Here is a 25124-nt window from a genome sequence, read left to right as displayed (position 1 = left end):
TGCCTCTGGTGAAAGAATCAGTATTATTAATTATGCTTGTTCACCGATTAAAGTGAGGTAAGAAGCATTGGTGCTTTTAAGAATATCTCATATAAATTGAGCATTAATCAATGTGTCACTTTTGTAATAGCACACAACTGAATTCAACAAAAAAGCTCTCAGTTCAAAAACCGAGAGCTTCTATTATCATCAACAAAAACGGTATTATTAATAATAACCGACAAAATTAAGGTAAAAACCTTTAAACTTGTAATCTTGTTGCGTTAAATCATCACTAAAGTCGGTGAAGTTATAACCAAATCCAATACGGAAATTGTCAGTGATATCTTTATCAACCCCGATTAAGAAACCACTTTTCGTCCCACCGTCTTTAACTTTGAGCATACGATACTCACCAAGTACATGCCATTTCTTCACAAGATCATAACGAACTTGAGCAGCTGCAAATAAGGCAGAACTATCGAACCATGTGTTATTTAAATAATGATAGCGAGTTTCACTACTACGATAGGCCACTTTACCACCAAACTCCCACTCAGCATTGAGTTTATAAATCCCTTCGAGTGAGAAGATATGAGATTTTTGGTCATAGTCCATACCATAATAGTTGACATCATAACCAGCTCCACCCGGTGTTTGAGCAACATTAGCATCGTTCAAGAAATAATTATATCGCCCAAAAACTGCCCAACGATTATTATCCCAAGGACGATATGCAAACCCAATAGCACTATCAATAAACTTCGTATCTTTACTACCATCTAAGGTATCGTACGATTTCGAATAATTGAATTTTCCTTGTAAACGCAAGCTATCATCAAATTTATAAGAAATACGGTTAGTCGTTAACCATTGCTTACGACGAGTATTATCTGCATCTTTATCACGACGATATTCAAGCTTAGAACTAAATTCAATAATCTCATTCGTTTTACTGATCGATGCACTTACAGCGTTACGCGTTGTTTTATTATCTTCAACATTCGCTTGACGCTTCAAGCGAGCTTGTTGGAATGTTACATTTGTACTCCAACCATCATTGAAGTTATAGTCAGCACCAACTGTATTGGCAATACCACGCTCACCATTTCCGCGAAGGCTTTGAACTTCATTAAAAATATTTAATCGATCGGTTAATCTCCAGCGCTGTCCAACTGTTAAACCATTTTGATTATTATCAAATACGGAATCATAATCTGACTTTGAATTTGCAAAGGTATAGTTTGCATAAACAGTATGATCTGTACTTAGTTTGTGCTCAACACCTGCTTGTACACTATGACCTCTTGTACCTGTTGCTGCTTCTAAGCTTACAGAAGAATTATCACCATAGAAGTAACGCATACCAGCTGTCACCATATTATTTTTGGCATATTTCTTATTATCATCATCAATAGTTAATTGACCGATACCATAAAGCTCGAGATTAGGTGTTGCAAACCAACTATAACGAACAGCCGCTAATTTACCGATGGCTTTATTATCACCAATCTCGGTTGTCACTTGCTTCAATTCACCAGTTAATGTTGAATTATTTTCAAAACGTTGCTCAAGAGAGACTTGAGTTTGAGTTAAGGTGTTTTTAGTGCCGTTAATTGTTCTATTATTAGTTGTAGCAACACTATGACGAACATAGGCTAACAAGTTTTCAGTTAACTCAGCAGAAACCTCCAAACCATAATCTTCTACGCCTGAAATATTACTGCTATAACCGTTAGAATAACCTGGGTTAGTCTTTTTATACCAGGCACCTGCCTGGATGTCACGCTCTGTAATACCTTGTTCACGGAAGTTGACACGACCCTCAACAGCATATGCCTCTCCCTGTTGTGGACCTGTTGTAGATAATTGACCTATCTGGTTAAAACTCAAACCACCGTCATTTGAAAGATACGTTGGAACACCTTGATTTCTAGTATGAGTATATTCTCCACGCAAGTAAGTACCATTGCCCGCTTTCAAGATTGTATCGAACCCTTGAATTTCGTAGTTACTTTGTCCACCTTGACGCTCATCAACATAGGTTAAACCGACTGCAAAATGGTCATTCAACCAATACTGACCACGTCCACCACGTGTAATATCTTTTGGATCAAATCCCGTGGGAATATATTCATAGTCAGCTATTAAGTACTGCTCATATCCTCTCAGCGGTCCTTCAGAAATAATGCTCGGATTATATTGACTTACAATTTGTAACAATGGGCGAGATAGAATAATACGACCTTGAGTCGCATCAAACTCATAGTCTACCCCTCGCTGTAAATTAATTAATGCCTGAGTTAAGCCTGTTGTTGGGTCAACTACCTTTACCTGAACCTTATCAGACCCTGGTAAAACACGTGCATGACGGAGATAATAAAGACTACCACCCGTCCCTAAAAACTCACTATGGCCAGGCATAGATTGTGCTTGAGAGCCGAACAAACGTAAGCTACCTTTGGTATCGCCATAAATAGTATTTGCATTTGTTTTTAGATCAACCGCACCACCATAAAGAGATCGTGAATAGGTAGCGAATTCAGTTCCTGTTAACCCAGTATTATAATTACCCCATAAAGCTTGGTTTTTATCCCAATCCACTCGTGCATAAAAACGCCCCATTGTATCAACATCGCGATAAACAGATGAGTCATCACCATATGTAGGATAGTAAAGATCAGGATCCAACGCTCTGAAAACATCTTCAGGATAAGCTTTACCAAATCCACTAAAAAGATGCTTTAATTCTTTCTCTTTAGTATCCGCATGAGCTGTAATGGTATAACGTCCATTTAGACGACTTTTCAAATAAAAAGCTAAACGACCATCTGAAAGAATATCTGAGGTTTGAGTATTTCCATCGGCATCAACTTTCACAAGATCTTGTCCAGGACCACTTACTTTTTTCTGATAAACGGTAACATCAGCAATACCTACTAAGAAAAAAGAGTTCCCTGTGATATCTGTTTCTAATGTGCGAGTGATTTTACGACCCATTGTATTAGCAACTTCAACATTGAACCGCTGTTCGCCAAGAGGTACTAAGAAATCAGCTTCAAACTTACGATCTCTATCGATAGGATATGATTCCCCATTAATATAAACACCGCCATCAGGAACATTACTTCCTTGAATTCTCACTCGAGCACCAACAAAAGGAATGTTTTGACGATAAAGATCATTAGATCCCACAACTTCATCAATTAAAGATTCAGTTAGTGCTTCCTCTTGCGTTAGAACCTGTCCTTCAAGTCGAGCAATCGTATCACGAATTTCTACATTTCCACGCTCATCCTCTTCTGGAGTAACTAATCGAATTTCTTTAGAGTAGGTTTCATCGAAGTGACCTTGATCATCATATGCACGGACAATATAACGAAGTGAATCATTATAGCGAGCTCTATAATTAGAAGGTAACTCACCATTCCAATTCACAGACGTAATTGCTTTCACGTCTACCGGAATAGTTGCAATAGGCGTTACTAAGTCAACATCATTACCTCTATAAATAAGAATTTCATATTTAGAAACAAATGATGAGTAGTTAGAACGAACATGAAACTCTACAGGTTTAGTGATGCGTCCATCATAAAATGGAACATAACTTGGAGCCGACACGGAAAGCTCGGCGCTTCCCATGTTCGGTGTTTCAGTTAACCAGATCATCCCATTATTCGGCAGTGAAATAATCTTATTTCCAATTGCTTTTGTCGGTTGACGTTTCACATTGAAAAGCATCTCACCGCCATCTGCTGTACAAACAACAGATCCTTCACACCCTAAGGCATAGTTACTGGTTCCTGTTGTTTCAGTCCCTTGGGACATTGCAACTACTGGAGTTGCAAAGCCCGTTAGGATCATTAGGAGTCTTAAGTCAAGAAGTTTCATACGTGTTTTCATTTATTTGCCCTCCACTTCTTGAGACTCGCTACCAACAATAATGTGATTCTCATCGGTTAGTCCATCATTTAATAGTTTCTGTAAATACGCTTCTCGTTTTTCAGATAACGCTCCTAGCTCGCCCTTAGATGTAATGGTTACTTCTCGAATATCATTTTCTTCAATAACCTCAAGCATCTGCGGGATATACCGCTCATATTCTGGTTTAATCCAGGCTTTATCATTCATAAATAATGCCTCACTTACTTCAAGAACCGACTCTTCTGGTAATTGCAACGCGAAGTCAAATCGTGTTGGTAACCCTGGAGTAATTCTTCTGACTAATGGATTCGGTGTTACGTAAGTCACACCTTCTGGTAGAGATGAATTATCTACTTTAAGGATGAAATTACGTCCACGTTCCCATTTACCACCTTTAATATCTACTAAGTGATAACGTCCAAATTGATCAGTTGTAATAATTAAACCTTCTGCACTTGCAATTCGTACGCCTGGAATACCTGGCTCACCTGGATCCTGCATTCCATTACCATTACGGTCATGGTACACAGTACCGATGATTAAGCTGTCATCAAACAGTGGATCACTATCATCAACCGTTAATACTAACGATGCTTTGTTAGAAACTGACGTTTGAACCGTATTCACTACTCTTTCAGCTATTGCACGTGTATTCATCTGCGCTGCTACTGCTCGAGACTGGAATGCTTCACTGTATAGTGTATTTGTTCCCGGCTTAATACCTGCTCCAGCACGGATAACAAAATTAACTGTTAACTGACTACCTACACCAAGATTTAGGTTTCCTAAATCAATCGGAGAATTACCAGCTATCGAAATAGCATCACCACTATCAACCGCAGCCGACTCGGCGACATATGTAAATCCAACAGGCAGGCTATTAATTACATTGAAGCCTTTTGCTTCGCTGCTACCAATATTTTTAACCGTAGCCTTAATCATTACTACATCTCCTACTTTTACTGTTGATTCTGATGAGGTCAGAGAAATCAATAATCTAACATCAGCAACCTCAACATATGTAACAGTCACATTCGGTTTAGTACTATTTGTTCCGTTGAATGCAAAGTTAAAGTCATCTGTACCTGGTGTTGTAGATCTTACTGTGAATGTATATTTACCGTCCGTTGAACTTGTAATACTCATTCCTGGTTCAACAGTACCCACTGCATCACCCGTCTGTAAAAGTTCTACAAGATTGTCACCACTTACGAGATTTCCAAACTTATCTTTCAACTCAACAGTAATCGTTACAAACTCAACCCCATCTGCCGATATTTCTGGTTTATCCACAGTAATAGTTGAATGTTCATCATCTACTGCTCCTGGCTTAACAACGATTGGAGTTGTATTACTACCGCCTGTTGGATTGCCATCAGGATCTTTACCTGTAATGACTACTTCACTATTTCCAGGGGTCTTAGGTGCAGTAACAACTACTTCATATCCACCATCGGGATCCTTATCTTTAGGTCCTTCAACGGTACCATCTGGATAAGTAACAGTGTACGAACCATCGCCATTATCAGTAATTACAACATCACCTTCACCACCAGGGACGGTAACAACAATTTCAGTACCGTCTTCAGGATCAACACGATTACCATTTTCATCCTTCGGTTTGACAGTAACAGTAATATCACCACCTGCTTCTGGATCTTTAGGATTCACAACAACTTCGGAATTACCTAAATCTAGCCCACCTGGAACTGTTTCAATTGGTAATGTACCCGTTCCTAAGTCCTCATCATTTGGACCTTTACCAGCAACTGTAACATCACCTTTTCCAGCTTCCGTTGGTGCCTTCACAGGGAACTCATAACCCCCTTCTGGTGTCTTGTTGTGAGTTGATCCATCTGGAAGCGTATAAGTGCCATCTCCATTATCTGTAACTGTTACCTGACTACCATCACCTGGCATTGTCACTGTAATTTCAGCACCTGAGCCTGGATTTACAACGTTTCCGTTCTCATCTTTTGGCACCACTGTTACCACAGCATCTTTACCTGCTTTAGGTTTCTCAGGCTCAATTGAGATATCAGAGTTACCAAGATCTACACCACCTGGGACTGTTTCAATTGGTAATGTACCGGTTCCTAAATCACCACCGTCTGGGTCTTTACCTGTTACAACAACATCACCTTTTCCTGCTTCCGTTGGCGCTGTTACTGGAACTTCATAACCGCCTTCTGGTGTCTTGTTGTGAGTTGATCCATCTGGAAGCGTATAAGTACCATCTCCATTATCTGTAATTGTAGATTCCTTACCATCTGGCATTGTCACTGTAATTTCAGTACCTGGGCCTGGATTTACAACGTTTCCGTTCTCATCTTTTGGCACCACTGTTACCACAGAGTCTTTACCTGCTACTGGTGGATTTGGCTCAATTGAGATATCAGAGTTACCAAGATCTACACCACCTGGGACTGTTTCAATTGGTAATGTACCGGTTCCTAAATCACCACCGTCTGGGTCTTTACCTGTTACAACAACATCACCTTTTCCTGCATCCGTTGGCGCTGTTACTGGAACTTCATAACCGCCTTCTGGTGTCTTGTTGTGAGTTGATCCATCTGGAAGCGTATAAGTACCATCTCCATTATCTGTAATTGTAGATTCCTTACCATCTGGCATTGTCACTGTAATTTCAGTACCTGGGCCTGGATTTACAACGTTTCCGTTCTCATCTTTTGGCACCACTGTTACCACAGAGTCTTTACCTGCTACTGGTGGATTTGGCTCAATTGAGATATCAGAGTTACCAAGATCTACACCACCTGGGACTGTTTCAATTGGTAATGTACCGGTTCCTAAATCACCACCGTCTGGGTCTTTACCTGTTACAACAACATCACCTTTTCCTGCATCCGTTGGCGCTGTTACTGGAACTTCATAACCGCCTTCTGGTGTCTTGTTGTGAGTTGATCCATCTGGAAGCGTATAAGTACCATCTCCATTATCTGTAATTGTAGATTCCTTACCATCTGGCATTGTCACTGTAATTTCAGTACCTGGGCCTGGATTTACAACGTTTCCGTTCTCATCTTTTGGCACCACTGTTACCACAGAGTCTTTACCTGCTACTGGTGGATTTGGCTCAATTGAGATATCAGAGTTACCAAGATCTACACCACCTGGGACTGTTTCAATTGGTAATGTACCGGTTCCTAAATCACCACCGTCTGGGTCTTTACCTGTTACAACAACATCACCTTTTCCTGCATCCGTTGGCGCTGTTACTGGAACTTCATAACCGCCTTCTGGTGTCTTGTTGTGAGTTGATCCATCTGGAAGCGTATAAGTACCATCTCCATTATCTGTAATTGTAGATTCCTTACCATCTGGCATTGTCACTGTAATTTCAGTACCTGGGCCTGGATTTACAACGTTTCCGTTCTCATCTTTTGGCACCACTGTTACCACAGAGTCTTTACCTGCTACTGGTGGATTTGGCTCAATTGAGATATCAGAGTTACCAAGATCTACACCACCTGGGACTGTTTCAATTGGTAATGTACCGGTTCCTAAATCACCACCGTCTGGGTCTTTACCTGTTACAACAACATCACCTTTTCCTGCATCCGTTGGCGCTGTTACTGGAACTTCATAACCGCCTTCTGGTGTCTTGTTGTGAGTTGATCCATCTGGAAGCGTATAAGTACCATCTCCATTATCTGTAATTGTAGATTCCTTACCATCTGGCATTGTCACTGTAATTTCAGTACCTGGGCCTGGATTTACAACGTTTCCGTTCTCATCTTTTGGCACCACTGTTACCACAGAGTCTTTACCTGCTACTGGTGGATTTGGCTCAATTGAGATATCAGAGTTACCAAGATCTACACCACCTGGGACTGTTTCAATTGGTAATGTACCGGTTCCTAAATCACCACCGTCTGGGTCTTTACCTGTTACAACAACATCACCTTTTCCTGCATCCGTTGGCGCTGTTACTGGAACTTCATAACCGCCTTCTGGTGTCTTGTTGTGAGTTGATCCATCTGGAAGCGTATAAGTACCATCTCCATTATCTGTAATTGTAGATTCCTTACCATCTGGCATTGTCACTGTAATTTCAGTACCTGGGCCTGGATTTACAACGTTTCCGTTCTCATCTTTTGGCACCACTGTTACCACAGAGTCTTTACCTGCTACTGGTGGATTTGGCTCAATTGAGATATCAGAGTTACCAAGATCTACACCACCTGGGACTGTTTCAATTGGTAATGTACCGGTTCCTAAATCACCACCGTCTGGGTCTTTACCTGTTACAACAACATCACCTTTTCCTGCTTCCGTTGGCGCTGTTACTGGAACTTCATAACCGCCTTCTGGTGTCTTGTTGTGAGTTGATCCATCTGGAAGTGTATAAGTACCATCTCCATTATCTGTAATTGTAGATTCCTTACCATCTGGCATTGTCACTGTAATTTCAGTACCTGGGCCTGGATTTACAACGTTTCCGTTCTCATCTTTTGGCACCACTGTTACCACAGAGTCTTTACCTGCTACTGGTGGATTTGGCTCAATTGAGATATCAGAGTTACCAAGATCTACACCACCTGGGACTGTTTCAATTGGTAATGTACCGGTTCCTAAATCACCACCGTCTGGGTCTTTACCTGTTACAACAACATCACCTTTTCCTGCTTCCGTTGGCGCTGTTACTGGAACTTCATAACCGCCTTCTGGTGTCTTGTTGTGAGTTGATCCATCTGGAAGCGTATAAGTACCATCTCCATTATCTGTAATTGTAGATTCCTTACCATCTGGCATTGTCACTGTAATTTCAGTACCTGGGCCTGGATTTACAACGTTTCCGTTCTCATCTTTTGGCACCACTGTTACCACAGAGTCTTTACCTGCTACTGGTGGATTTGGCTCAATTGAGATATCAGAGTTACCAAGATCTACACCACCTGGGACTGTTTCAATTGGTAATGTACCGGTTCCTAAATCACCACCGTCTGGGTCTTTACCTGTTACAACAACATCACCTTTTCCTGCTTCCGTTGGCGCTGTTACTGGAACTTCATAACCGCCTTCTGGTGTCTTGTTGTGAGTTGATCCATCTGGAAGTGTATAAGTACCATCTCCATTATCTGTAATTGTAGATTCCTTACCATCTGGCATTGTCACTGTAATTTCAGTACCTGGGCCTGGATTTACAACGTTTCCGTTCTCATCTTTTGGCACCACTGTTACCACAGAGTCTTTACCTGCTACTGGTGGATTTGGCTCAATTGAGATATCAGAGTTACCAAGATCTACACCACCTGGGATTGTTTCAATTGGTAATGTACCGGTTCCTAAATCACCACCGTCTGGGTCTTTACCTGTTACAACAACATCACCTTTTCCTGCTTCCGTTGGCGCTGTTACTGGAACTTCATAACCGCCTTCTGGTGTCTTGTTGTGAGTTGATCCATCTGGAAGTGTATAAGTACCATCTCCATTATCTGTAATTGTAGATTCCTTACCATCTGGCATTGTCACTGTAATTTCAGTACCTGGACCTGGATTTACAACGTTTCCATTCTCATCTTTTGGCACCACTGTTACCACAGCATCTTTACCTGCTACTGGTGGATTTGGCTCAATTGAGATATCAGAGTTACCAAGATCTATTCCACCGGCAACATAATCTAACTCAACACTGTCTGTACCTACTGCACCAGCTGTTTTATAACCAAAGTGATCTTTACCAACTAGCTTCGGAGAAATTACAACATAAGTATATGTACCATCATTATTATCTGTCACTGCTGAAACAGTACCGATAAACGCTTGACCTTCAGCCGCTTTATTCACCAACTCAAGTGTTGTTGCACCGATTAATGGTTTACCGCTTGCGTAGTTCAAGGTCACCGTGATTGTTGCGCTCTCTTGACCATCTGCAACGATCTCTGTTTTATCAATCGCAATATTTGATTGCGAAGGATCAAACACATCGCCACCTGTGGTGTACGTTAAGTCAACTGTATCTTGACCTTCTGCACCCGCAGTTTTATAGCCAAATGTATCTTTACCAATCTTACTGTCTGACGACACAGTATAAGTATATGTACCATCATTATTATCTGTCACTGCTGAAACAGTACCGATAAACGCTTGACCTTCAGCCGCTTTATTCACTAATTCAAGTGTTGTTGCACCGATTAATGGTTTACCGCTTGCGTAGTTCAAGGTCACCGTGATTGTTGCGATCTCTTGACCATCTGCAACGATCTCTGTTTTATCAATCGCAATATTTGATTGCGAAGGATCAAACACATCGCCACCTGTGGTGTACGTTAAGTCAACTGTATCTTGACCTTCTGCACCCGCAGTTTTATAGCCAAATGTATCTTTACCAATCTTACTGTCTGACGACACAGTATAAGTATATGTACCATCATTATTATCTGTCACTGCTGAAACAGTACCGATAAACGCTTGACCTTCAGCCGCTTTATTCACTAATTCAAGTGTTGTTGCACCGATTAATGGTTTACCGCTTGCGTAGTTCAAGGTCACCGTGATTGTTGCGATCTCTTGACCATCTGCAACGATCTCTGTTTTATCAATCGCAATATTTGATTGCGAAGGATCAAACACATCGCCACCTGTGGTGTACGTTAAGTCAACTGTATCTTGACCTTCTGCACCCGCAGTTTTATAGCCAAATGTATCTTTACCAATCTTACTGTCTGACGACACAGTATAAGTATATGTACCATCATTATTATCTGTCACTGCTGAAACAGTACCGATAAACGCTTGACCTTCAGCCGCTTTATTCACTAATTCAAGTGTTGTTGCACCGATTAATGGTTTACCGCTTGCGTAGTTCAAGGTCACCGTGATTGTTGCGATCTCTTGACCATCTGCAACGATCTCTGTTTTATCAATCGCAATATTTGATTGCGAAGGATCAAACACATCGCCACCTGTGGTGTACGTTAAGTCAACTGTATCTTGACCTTCTGCACCCGCAGTTTTATAGCCAAATGTATCTTTACCAATCTTACTGTCTGACGACACAGTATAAGTATATGTACCATCATTATTATCTGTCACTGCTGAAACAGTACCGATAAACGCTTGACCTTCAGCCGCTTTATTCACTAATTCAAGTGTTGTTGCACCGATTAATGGTTTACCGCTTGCGTAGTTCAAGGTCACCGTGATTGTTGCGATCTCTTGACCATCTGCAACGATCTCTGTTTTATCAATCGCAATATTTGATTGCGAAGGATCAAACACATCGCCACCTGTGGTGTACGTTAAGTCAACTGTATCTTGACCTTCTGCACCCGCAGTTTTATAGCCAAATGTATCTTTACCAATCTTACTGTCTGACGACACAGTATAAGTATATGTACCATCATTATTATCTGTCACTGCTGAAACAGTACCGATAAACGCTTGACCTTCAGCCGCTTTATTCACTAATTCAAGTGTTGTTGCACCGATTAATGGTTTACCGCTTGCGTAGTTCAAGGTCACCGTGATTGTTGCGATCTCTTGACCATCTGCAACGATCTCTGTTTTATCAATCGCAATATTTGATTGCGAAGGATCAAACACATCGCCACCTGTGGTGTACGTTAAGTCAACTGTATCTTGACCTTCTGCACCCGCAGTTTTATAGCCAAATGTATCTTTACCAATCTTACTGTCTGACGACACAGTATAAGTATATGTACCATCATTATTATCTGTCACTGCTGAAACAGTACCGATAAACGCTTGACCTTCAGCCGCTTTGTTCACTAATTCAAGTGTTGTTGCACCAATTAATGGCTTACCGCTTGCGTAGTTCAAGGTCACCGTGATTGTTGCGATCTCTTGACCATCTGCAACGATCTCTGTTTTATCAATCGCAATATTTGATTGCGAAGGATCAAACACATCGCCACCTGTGGTGTACGTTAAGTCAACTGTATCTTGACCTTCTGCACCCGCAGTTTTATAGCCAAATATATCTTTACCAATCTTACTGTCTGACGACACAGTATAAGTATATGTACCATCATTATTATCTGTCACTGCTGAAACAGTACCGATAAACGCTTGACCTTCAGCCGCTTTATTCACTAATTCAAGTGTTGTTGCACCGATTAATGGTTTACCGTTTGCATAGTTCAAGGTCACCGTGATTGTTGCGATCTCTTGACCATCTGCAACGATCTCTGTTTTATCAATCGCAATATTTGATTGCGAAGGATCAAACACATCGCCACCTGTGGTGTACGTTAAGTCAACTGTATCTTGACCTTCTGCACCCGCAGTTTTATAGCCAAATGTATCTTTACCAATCTTACTGTCTGACGACACAGTATAAGTATATGTACCATCATTATTATCTGTCACTGCTGAAACAGTACCGATAAACGCTTGACCTTCAGCCGCTTTATTCACTAATTCAAGTGTTGTTGCACCGATTAATGGTTTACCGCTTGCGTAGTTCAAGGTCACCGTGATTGTTGCGATCTCTTGACCATCTGCAACGATCTCTGTTTTATCAATCGCAATATTTGATTGCGAAGGATCAAACACATCGCCACCTGTGGTGTACGTTAAGTCAACTGTATCTTGACCTTCTGCACCCGCAGTTTTATAGCCAAATGTATCTTTACCAATCTTACTGTCTGACGACACAGTATAAGTATATGTACCATCATTATTATCTGTCACTGCTGAAACAGTACCGATAAACGCTTGACCTTCAGCCGCTTTATTCACTAATTCAAGTGTTGTTGCACCGATTAATGGTTTACCGCTTGCGTAGTTCAAGGTCACCGTGATTGTTGCGATCTCTTGACCATCTGCAACGATCTCTGTTTTATCAATCGCAATATTTGATTGCGAAGGATCAAACACATCGCCACCTGTGGTGTACGTTAAGTCAACTGTATCTTGACCTTCTGCACCCGCAGTTTTATAGCCAAATGTATCTTTACCAATCTTACTGTCTGACGACACAGTATAAGTATATGTACCATCATTATTATCTGTCACTGCTGAAACAGTACCGATAAACGCTTGACCTTCAGCCGCTTTGTTCACTAATTCAAGTGTTGTTGCACCGATTAATGGTTTACCGCTTGCGTAGTTCAAGGTCACCGTGATTGTTGCGATCTCTTGACCATCTGCAACGATCTCTGTTTTATCAATCGCAATATTTGATTGCGAAGGATCAAACGCATCGCCACCTGTGGTGTACGTTAAGTCAACTGTATCTTGACCTTCTGCACCCGCAGTTTTATAGCCAAATGTATCTTTACCAATCTTACTGTCTGACGACACAGTATAAGTATATGTACCATCATTATTATCTGTCACTGCTGAAACAGTACCGATAAACGCTTGACCTTCAGCCGCTTTATTCACTAATTCAAGTGTTGTTGCACCGATTAATGGTTTACCGCTTGCGTAGTTCAAGGTCACCGTGATTGTTGCGATCTCTTGACCATCTGCAACGATCTCTGTTTTATCAATCGCAATATTTGATTGCGAAGGATCAAACGCATCGCCACCTGTGGTGTACGTTAAGTCAACTGTATCTTGACCTTCTGCACCCGCAGTTTTATAGCCAAATGTATCTTTACCAATCTTACTGTCTGACGACACAGTATAAGTATATGTACCATCATTATTATCTGTCACTGCTGAAACAGTACCGATAAACGCTTGACCTTCAGCCGCTTTGTTCACTAATTCAAGTGTTGTTGCACCAATTAATGGTTTACCGCTTGCGTAGTTCAAGGTCACCGTGATTGTTGCGATCTCTTGACCATCTGCAACGATCTCTGTTTTATCAATCGCAATATTTGATTGCGAAGGATCAAACGCATCACCACCTGTGGTGTATGTTAAGTCAACTGTATCTTGACCTTTTGCGCCCGCAGTTTTATAGCCAAACGTATCTGTACCAATTTTACTTTCTGAAATTACAGTGAATGTGTATTCACCTTTACCTTCAGCATCTTCAGTAACACTTGATACTTTACCTATAAACGATGTATTGACAGCACTTTCATTCACTAACTCAAGTGTTGTTGCACCAATTAGCGGTTCACCCGAAGAATACTTCAATGTCACCGTGATTGTTGCCATCTCTTGACCATCTGCCACGATCTCTGTTTTATCAATCGCAATATTTGATTGCGAAGGATCAAACACATCACCACCTGTGGTATACGTTAAGTCAACTGTATCTTGACCTTCTGCACCCGCAGTTTTATAGCCAAATGTATCTGTACCAATCTTACTATCTGACGACACAGTATAAGTATATGTACCATCATTATTATCTGTCACCGCTGAAACAGTACCGATAAACGCTTGACCTTCAGCTGCTTTGTTCACTAACTCAAGTGTTGTTGCACCAATTAATGGCTTACCGCTTGCGTAGTTCAAGGTCACCGTGATTGTCGCAAAATCTTGACCATCAGCAACAATCGATTCCTTATTAATTTCAATTTGAGACTGCGAAGGATCAAACACATCACCACCTGTGGTATACGTTAAGTCAACTGTATCTTGACCTTCTGCACCCGCAGTTTTATAGCCAAATGTATCTGTACCAATCTTACTATCTGACGACACAGTATAAGTATATGTACCATCATTATTATCTGTCACCGCTGAAACAGTACCGATAAACGCTTGACCTTCAGCTGCTTTGTTCACTAACTCAAGTGTTGTTGCACCAATTAATGGCTTACCGCTTGCGTAGTTCAAGGTCACCGTGATTGTTGCGATCTCTTGACCATCTGCCACGATCTCTGTTTTATCAATCGCAATATTTGATTGCGAAGGATCAAACGCATCGCCACCTGTGGTGTATGTTAAATCAACACTATTCTCACCTCTAGTACCTGAAGTTCTATAACCAAACGTATCTTTACCAATAACACTCTCAGATCTAACAGTAAATGTGTAAGTACCATCACCATTATCTATCGCTTTATTTTCATTATCGATTTGACCAATTAAAGCCTCTCCGTCATTAAACGGAATCAAACTAAGAGATGTCGCACCGATAACCGGAGCACCTGACTCATACTTAAGCGTTACAGTAATCGTTGCAAATTCCTCACCATCAGCGACGATTTCTGTCTTATCAATCGCTATCGTTGATTGCTTTGGATCAAACTTATCGCCACCTGTGGTGTACTTAACACCCGCAGACTTCGTTGAAGTTACTCCATTAAGTTCAAAACCAAATAGATCATCACCCAATACTGTAGATGTTACTTCGAATGTATAGACTCCAGTACCTTCGCCTGTTTCACCAATTGGCGTAATATCACCCAATAAATCAACACCATCTTTCTTGCTGACAAGCGTTAATTCATCGACACCAAGACCTGATAACGGTGTATCAGTACCTTCATGCACAAGCGTAACAGTAACTATTGACTTATCCTTACCATCCGCTGTGATTGAATCAGGATTAGCTACAATCGTAGATTTACCATCATCAAATTTCGCATCTGTTAAGTTATAGTTAATTGTCGCTTTAGGACCAACTGTTGTACCCGTATCACCAACAACCTCAAAACCGACCTCATCATCACCTGGAAGAATTGATGTGATTGTTGTTGTATAAGTGCCATCTTCCTGCTTAACAAGATTAGTCGCTTGTGCAGCTTTACCGATCACAAGACCTGTCAAGTTCACTTGACCCACATTTTCAGTAATAACATTACCATTCACATCTCGTAACGTAATCGTTACCACTGCTTCTTCAACACCATTCGCAAGAATGCTGTTTGGTTCAATGACAATTGTTGATTTTGTAGAGTCAACTGCACCGGTTTTATATGTTACCGTCGCAGTATTAGCGCCTTTCGTTCCGTCGAATGTAAACTCAAAGGTATCTGTTTTTGCAACAGTCGATTTAACCGTTGCTGTGTATGTACCATCTCCCACAGGAGTAACAGCACTCACTTCAACACCTTCAGTAACTTCTTGTGGAGCGATTACAACCGTAGATTTGACAGCTTCTTGATATGTACTTGGGTCAACAATATTGCCTTGTGCATCCCGAAGTGTCACTGTTAATGTCGACGTTGTACTACCATCCGCAGCAATCTCTGTAGGATATGCTTCAATCGTTGAAGTTGTCGCATCTGGCACACCCGCAAAATAGGTTACAGAAGCAAATTTATTCTCCGGAGTAACGCCATTTAATGCAAAGGTAAACTTATCCGTACCTGTATCTTCTGAACTTACCGTTAAAGTAAATGCACCTCCACCAATATGTGTCATTTCACCTGACACTGGGTTCATCACCCCTACTTGTGGATCAACATATTGCAAGTCAACTATGTATGGCTGCTTACTCGTAGGATCTAAATTATCTTTAAGATTATTCCCTTGCGAATCTTTCAATTGAACAGTGATTGTTGAAGTCGTTGTTCCATCTGCAAGGATACGACGTGGACTCGCTGAGATCGTAGAAATTGATGAATCAGCTGAACCCGCAGTATAAGTAATTGTCGCTTTACCTTTCGCATTGTCAGCAGATGGAGCGTCATTATCGACCGTAAAGCTCAATTCTTCACTACCTGCCACTGTCGACTTGATAACACCAATGTAACGACCATTTCCTTCAAATGACAATCGTGTATTGTCAATATTACCAATTGCCAAACCAGTCAATACTACATTAACAGCCGCACCATCTTCAGTGTTATTGCCGAATTTATCTTTCAACTGAACCGTAACGATTGATGTCGCACGACCGTTCGCCTCAATTGAAGCTGGGCTCACACTAATCTCTGATTTAGATAAATCATATTTACCTGGCTTATACGTCAATGATGCCTGTGATTTAGATTGCACACCATCTAATGTAAAGCTTAATGTATCGGTACCTGCTGCCGTAGATTTAACCACCACCTGATAACGACCGTTATCAACATAGCTTAAGGTTAATGGCTTATCAGTACCATCTGAAGCTTCACCACGATCTAGTCCAGTCAATACAACAACACCGCTCTGTGTTGGAACCACGTTGCCTTTTGAGTCACGAAGCTGAACAGTAATCGTCGAGGTTTGAACACCATCAGCATTGATACTGTTAGGTGACGCACTAATCGTTGAGTTATCAATATCAACTGTACCGGCAGTATAAGTTAATTCTGCAGTTTGCTCACCATTACCAACACCTTCAATGACATAACCAATATGATCTGTACCTGCAAGTGTTGATACAACTTGACCAGTATATGAACCTGTACCTGCAACATATCTCATTGAACCAACAAGATGTGCATCTGGCGCAGATAGACCTGTCAGTGTCACATTGCCAATATTTCTTGCAATGTTATTACCAAATGCATCTTTAAACTGAACAGTAATCGTACTACTCATTTCCCCGTTTGCAGTGATAGATTCAGGATTAGCTACAATCGTAGTTTTCTCTAGACTGATCGGACCTGCCGTATAGGTTAATGCCGCAGCAGAACCTGTATTTGCATCTGTACCTACTTGATAATTCAAGTTATCAGTACCCGTCGTCGTTGATTTAACTTTCAACTCATAACGACCATCACCCACATAGGTAAAATCTAAAGTTCCATTCACTTCTGCAGATTTACCAAATTCTAATGTTGATGGAACCAAAGAGACTTTTTCTGTCAATTCACGATCAAGATTATTATTAAATTCATCACGTAACTGAACAGTAACTACTGATTCCTCTCTATCATTTGCAGTGATTGATGTTGGATTCACACTAATTGACGAGTTAGAGAAGTCATAATTGCCAGCAACATATTTCAATGATTTCTCATCCGTTGCTTTCGAACCTTCAATGGTGTAACCGATTGTGTCAGTTCCTGTTTTCGTTGAAGTAATAGTCCCCGTGTAAACGTTACCATTTTTCTCTAACGAACCAACTAATGACCCAGTATCAAGACCCACCAACGCAATTGTTAAATCTTCTGCCACTGCATTACCATTCTTATCAAGAATAGTAATAGTCACAGTTGAAGAATCCGTATTATTTGCGATGATTTCTGATTTACTCAACTCTATCGTTGACGTACTCAAATCAAAACCACCTGAACGATACGTTAAGTCAGCTTTTGCTTTAGGTCCTGTTGCTTCCACTCCATTTAGTGTAAAGCCAACCGTATCTTTCCCTTCACTTGTAGATGTCAAGACACCTGAATAAGTACCCGTTTCACCACCATCATAAGTAAGCGTAATATTTCCTTGAGTTGCAATATTTACACCCGTAAGAACCACAGGCGCCGCACCCGCATCATCAGAAATCAATTTATTACCATTAATATCACGCAAAGTCACTGTCACTTTCGCTTCAGTATTACCGTCTGCCGTAATAATGTTTGGTTGAATTGAAATTTCCGATGTCGTTGCTGATGCAGTACCTGGTAAGTAGGTTACATTTGCTTTTGAAGGCGACGTTGCATTTGACACTGTAAATCCAAATGTTTCTGTACCTGCTTTTTTCGATGTAACCGTTGCAGTATACGTACCATCTTGATTGTCAACTACATCCGTCGATAATAAACCTAGCGCTGGCGAGGTTTCGCTCATTATACGTACAATATCACCGGCACTTACTTTAAGATCGTTATTATTACCATCACGCAACTGAACAGTTAACGTAGATTTAACTGAACCATCCGCTAAAATGCTTTCTGGATTCGCTGTAATAATAGAGTTTGCTGCTACTGCCGCACCTGCTACATAGGTTACCGTCACATCTGCAACATCTGCTTGAGCTCCATCTAATGAGAAGTCAAAGTTATCAACCCCTGCTTTTTGTGAGCTTACTCGAGCAGTATAAGTACCATTTGTACCTTTTACGGTCTCTGTTAATGTTGCTTGTGCTGCTGATGTACCTTTAATTGAGATCACAACAACATTATCACGTACTTCTGTGATCTTGTTATCAAACTTGTCGTACAACTGTACAGTCAAGGTTGAAGTTGTCGTACCATTTGCAGTAATTTGTACAGGATTTGCGATTAATGTTGATTTTGTTAAATCAGCGTCACCGGCAGTATACTCAACCGCTACCGTTTTACCATTTTGTCCTGCATTACCTGCAATCGTGAAACCGATATTATCAGTACCTGCTTTCTGTGATTTAACAGTCGCTTGGTAAATACCTTTATCAACATAATGCAATGCTTCAGCGATATGTCCTAACGTTACACCTGTTAACGCAATTTCACCTGCAATCTCACTATCAAGATTATTACCTTGACCATCTTTCAACTGAATTGTAATAGTTGTAAACGCTTCATCATCTGCAACGATCGATAATGGATCTGCTGAGATTTCTGACATTGAGTTGCTTACATTTCCTGGAGTATAAGTAATCGGCGCTGTTGGGCTCGTTTCACTCATACCTTCCATTGTAAAGCCAACATTTTCAGTACCTGCTGTGATTGAAGTAATAATCCCTGTATAAGTACCCCCTTGGAATACTAAGGCATTATTTTCTGCATTTAACAGATCACCAATCTCAAGACCCACTAATGTGACCGTTCCTTTGTTCGCTGTGATGTTGTTTTCATACGCATCACGAAGTTGGACGGTTACATTTGCACGAGCGTTACCATTCGCTGTAATTGATGCTGGATTGATGACAATTGTCGATTTAGTGAGATCCACCTCACCTGCTAAATAGGTAAGATCTTTCTTCGCACTACCTGCAGCACGGCTATCTTCAATTTCACCGAACTCATAACCAAGATTATCTACACCTATTACCGTTGATTTAACAGTGATTTGATATAAACCTTGACCCACATGTGTCATTTTGAGTGAGCCATCTGCCGTTTTACCTTTCTCTAATCCTGTGAGGTAAACAACACCCGGCATCTCTTCTGGTTTATTTTTATTTGCATCTAATAACTGAACCGATACAACCGCTTCATCTGTATCATTAGCTACAATTTCAGTCGGTGTAACATCCAATGTTGATTCAGTTAAGCTGATGCCACCTGTACGATAAGTAATTGATACTTTTTTCGTACCATCACCTACGGTACTAATGTTATAACCAAACTCTTCTACACCAGTACTTTCTGATGTTACAACAACTGTATATTTACCATCGCCGGCATAGGTCATTTGACCATTATTAGCAATAGTACCAATAGGCGTTGCGGACGTTAATGTCACTACGCCATCGCTAAGTGGTGTCTTGATGTCATTATTAAACGCATCTTTCAACTGAATTGTCACTACTGACTCTTCAGAACCATTTGCTTCAATTGTTAATGGATTGGCGGTGATTGTTGTTGTATCAAGATCCACAGCACCTGGATTATATTGTATATGTGCAGGAGTCGAAGACGCAGTTGTCCCATCAAGTGCAAAATTCACTTTATCCGTGACATTCGCCACTTTAGACTTAATCGTTGCCGTGTAAGTACCATCTTGGTTATCGACAACATTTGTGACAGTTCCTTGAGTACCTGCACCATCATTGAAGATCAATGTCACGGTACCTTTACTTTCACGAAGGTTGTTACCTTGTGAATCTTTTAACTGCACAGTAATCGTTGAAACTTCTTCATCATTCGCTACGATCGCTGTTGGATCTGCAGTGATGGTTGATTGATTAAGATCCACTGGACCTGGTGTAAAGTCGATACTCGCTTTTTCACCTTGGCCTGCTTGCGCTGAACCATCAACCGTGACTTCAAAGTTGATATTGTCATTCAAGCCCGCTCTTACGGATGTTACTCTAAGCTCATAACGACCTTCTTCAATATAAGTCGCAGCCACTTTCTCACCGGCTTGAACTGGCAATACTAAACCTGTAATTGCAACTGTTCCAATATTAGAGTTCAGGTTATTACCTTGCGCATCTTTTAATTGAACAGTAATAATTGAGTGATCAACCCCATCTGCAACAACCGTAGTAGGCTCGGCTTTAATCGTTGATTGAGCAAGATCAACAGCGCCTGGTGTATAGGTTACGTTATCAGTTTTACTTGAGTTTTCACCATTGAGGCTAAATCCAAATACTTCCTGACCTTTAACAGTTGATGTCAAGGTAATTGTAAATGTACCGTCATTATTATTAACGACTGAATCAGCTAATTGACCAACTTTTTCTCCAGCAGCTGATGTTGAGAAAATCTCAACTTCATATGGCGTACCATTGAGATCAGAACCGCTTGTTAACTGATTATTATTTTCATCGAACAACGTCACAGTAATCGTTGCTGTGTCATTACCATCCGCTGTGATTGATTTTGGTTCAATAGCAATTGTTGATGCATCTTTATTGGCAGTGCCTGGTGTATAAGCAACCGATACAGGACCTGTATGCTGTTCACCATCAAGTTTAAAGTCAAACTCATCAACCCCCGCTTTTACCGAGGTTACTTCTGCAGTAAATGTACCATCTGCATTTTTTTGAGTTGCTGTAAGCGTACCAATAGTACCATCTGCCGCCACAAAGTGAATTTCTACAACATAAGCTTCACTCGTTTCTGGATTAATACCATCTACAATGATGTTATTCTCAGCATCATAAAGTGTGACTTTTAATATCGCTTTGTCTGAACCATTGGCAACAATTGAATCTTTGTCCACTTCAATTGTTGAGTTTGTAGCAGACGCCTTTCCAGCTACATATGTAATCGGCTGCTTATGAGAAGAGGTTACAGTATCTAACGTAAAGGTTACTTCTTCATTACCAATATCAGTAGATGTCACTTTTGCAGTGAATGTACCATCTTCATTATCTTTAAATTCTGTAATTGAACCAATTTTATTTTCATCGTCAACAAAGTGAATTGAAACTTCATATTTTGTTCCATCGGCTTTCGCTGAACTTGGCAATTGGTTACCATTAGCATCTAGTAACGTTACAGTGACTGTTGCAAAATCTGTACCATCCGCCGTAATACTTGGAGGTTCAACTGTGATTGAACTTGTTTCAGAAGTTGCTGCACCAGATGTATAAGATACTAATGCATTACCTGCACCCGCTTCACCATTTACAGTGTAGCTAAATGACTCTTCATTAAATGCTATTTTTGATGCAACTTCTACAGAATAGGTACCATCACCATTATCCGTTGCAGTCACTTTTGAAGCTGTTTCATCCTCAACAAAGAAACCATTATGTTCTGCTTCATTTGTAAAGAAGATCTCGACTGTATCGCCACCTGCTAGAATTGGACGGCCATTGGCATCAACCACCTGAACAGTAATTGTTGAAGTTGTCGTACCATCTGCCTCAATACTTGCTGGCTCTGCCGTAATCGTTGATTGATCCGGCGCAGGCACAACCGTGGTATTTGTAATAATACAACTAATATTATCTCCATTAGCTGGAGTTACCGTAAATGACTTACCTTCACCTGAAGGAAGAACCGTTTGGCTAGACGAAGATGTATTCGTACAACTAATTGAAGCGTCGTAACGATTTAAGCGAACTTGATCATCACCCGCCATGATTTCCGTAAGCGTATATGTTTTACCACTCTCTAAAGAAACAACTTCCGTCTGAACAGATGACTCTGACCCCGTAGTTGTCGCTGAGTGCGCAACTGTATCGCCTTCTTTAACTTGAATAGTGAATTGATCCGCTGCATCAAAACGTTCAGTGATCTGTTTTGTTAACTGAAGACGTGCTGAATATGCATTATCAAATTCACAAGAAATTTCAGCCCCAGTTTTAATATAAGAGGCAGGGATTGTAACGACACCTTCTTCTGTGAACTTAACATCATTAATAGGTTGATTATTAAGTACACAGCTAACGCCTAATAATTTCCAATCTGGATTAGGGGACGTTTGAGTAATCGTTACCGGAGAATTAAGCGCAGAAAACACATGATATGTATCCGCCGCATAAAGTTCATCTTCTGTTTCTACATTGATCGTAGAGTTTTGTACCGATGGATATGTCGCAGAAATATTATCAAATTTATAAGCAAACTCCCCCGTACCACCAACAGCTTTAGCAGAGATAGAAATTTGACCAGGAACGTAGAAAAGTCGATAGTCTTCAACCTCACCTACGATAATTTTGTCTCCAGAAGTTGATTCTGTAGCATTAATTCCTGCAATACCACTTGCTCTAAATCGAGCATAAGTAGGCGTTACAACTGCTGCTCCTGATGTTGGAGCAGTATATTCATACGTAACATAACCATTTGCTGGTTGTTCATCTTTAATAATTTGAGACTCTGCGCTATTAAAATTACCAGACTTCGCACCCGATGTAGACCAATCCAACCACGCATTAACATAAGACGATGTCGCTCTTGGACCGGTAACTTTAGCGCGAATTGTATATTTTTGCCCTGGAACTAATACTGTGTCTTGTAAGGATTTAAATTGTGTAGAACCACTTCTTGCAATCTCAACACCATCATGCGTCGTAATCGAATTTGCTTCTGCTGAAGGTTGTGTAGATGTTTGAATTGAAACTTTATCACCTAGTCGAATTAAGTTCAGACGATCATTTGCTACATCACCTGTAACACCAGCAGATAGATGCTGTGGACCGTTAGACCCATCATTATATGAAGCTGGAGCATCGGCATAGTTCGCTTGCGGTGTAATAGCGATACTTGCCTGCATAACATATTCATCACTACGAGAAGAGATTTTTTGATAAGAAGCCCAAGTCGAAGGGTCACCTTGACCTGCTGGCGCATCAGAATCTCTACTCAAACACAGCCCGGTCGTAGACGAGGCCTCCATTGATCCATTCATTGGATTGTAACAACTTGCGGTTGTTGATGATGGTCCAAACGAACCAGCCTGCGCCCATGTTTGCGTTGCAGGCTTACCATCTACTTTTAAATCAACAAATCTTAAATAGTAATCTGATGCTGTTGAATCAAGAAGAACTGAAAAGTCACCTGCGGCACTAGTCTGGAATGTTGACTGATAAACCGGTGTACCCCCTACTACTTTCCAAATTTCAACATTTACATTAGCAACACCATCTGCATCTGTACCAACATTACCCTGTCCTGCTGAATCCAAATAAACAGTTCCCTCAACAACGGGAGCTGTTTGACAGCTTGCCAAGTCAAGCAGACTGTTTTTACCACCTGATGGAGAGTTTGTGTAATGTCCACCTACTCTACGAGCCTTACCCGTTAAGGTATTAACTTCAAAAAGGGTATTCGGACTTGATACATAAAGACTACCATTTAAAAATGCCATACCCCATAGGTCACCATTGTCACCTATACCATCTATTTTTCGTACAACATTATATCGCCAACTACTACCAGCTGAAGTACCATTTTCCTCTGTTGGACGAATTCGAACAAGATGACGCTGTGCTTCACCATCACCAATCAATATATAAAAATTTCCGTTAGCATCAAAAGCCATATCAGAAACAACATTTTTTCCTGACACTAATTGAAAGTCTTCATATGTATCGCCCTGAATAAACCCACTATCAATAACACGACCATAACTCATAGTACCATCATCATTAAAAGTACCAGGCATAATACGACGAACTCGCCAACCATTGACCAGCGTATAATCCTCACCACCACTCAGGAAGATCTCCCCAGTTTTCTGAAATACTTCACCACCGGAATATCTATTAATTCCCCCTTGAGCATTACCGAAAAGTCTTGGATTAGTCACATAACCCCAATCTGTATTCTCGCGAATTACAAATATATTTCTAGCACCATCGGTATCCCAATCCCAATGATACATTGTGAGTTCTTTTGTTAAAGGATGTTTACCTAGAGCAATCGTAGTAAAGGAATTCCCCCAAGGATTCGTCATATTCGGATGCTGATTTACCGCACCACCAAACTTATACATTGGTCTGAATTCTGCCGTATTAGGATCAAGCGTACCAACACGCCCTCTAGACCCACTACCTGCACCCCAGCCATCCTCGGAACCATACAGAGTATCACAGCTAAATTCAGCTTTAGTGTAGCCATTATACCATTGCATCCCAAAAAAGCTTGATGGCCGACTCACCTCTTGCGCAAACAAGGGGGCCACCATCATTCCAAGGATTACTAAAAATAACTTAATTAAGTTAAGATATTTACTTTGAAGAGAATTTCCATTAAGACACATATTAATTAGCTCTTTAATTGGTTGATTTTATTTAATTTGATTTGTTAACTTTCATCCAGATACAACTTCTATACGGATCTATGTCGGAAATATACCAAAAAAAAGGTAAATAAATTTTAAATTGTGTAAAAGAATAATAAAATCAAGCG

The 25124-nt window shown here is 40.7% G+C and carries 2 protein-coding genes; both read right to left on the bottom strand.

Going from position 1 to position 25124, the window contains the following annotated elements; all coding sequences use genetic code 11:
• Nucleotides 1–207: 207 nt before the first annotated feature.
• Nucleotides 208–3882, bottom strand: a complete 3675-nt coding sequence (locus ACPF7B_RS00915) for a TonB-dependent receptor (RefSeq protein ID WP_490505764.1) — start codon at nucleotides 3880–3882, stop codon at nucleotides 208–210.
• On the bottom strand, nucleotides 3883–24975 hold the full coding sequence (locus ACPF7B_RS00910; protein ID WP_490505763.1) for an invasin domain 3-containing protein: 21093 nt from the start codon (nucleotides 24973–24975) through the stop codon (nucleotides 3883–3885).
• Nucleotides 24976–25124: the final 149 nt, after the last annotated feature.

The organism is Ignatzschineria sp. 22MB058224 (assembly GCF_058188435.1).
This window is presented reverse-complemented; position numbering and strand designations above follow the sequence as displayed.

What these genes read in the sequence shown, in the direction of transcription:
- ACPF7B_RS00910 (WP_490505763.1), bottom strand. Translation starts at nt 24,975, where the DNA reads ATGTGTCTTAATGGAAATTCTCTTCAAAGTAAATATCTTAACTTAATT.
- ACPF7B_RS00915 (WP_490505764.1), bottom strand. Translation starts at nt 3,882, where the DNA reads ATGAAAACACGTATGAAACTTCTTGACTTAAGACTCCTAATGATCCTA.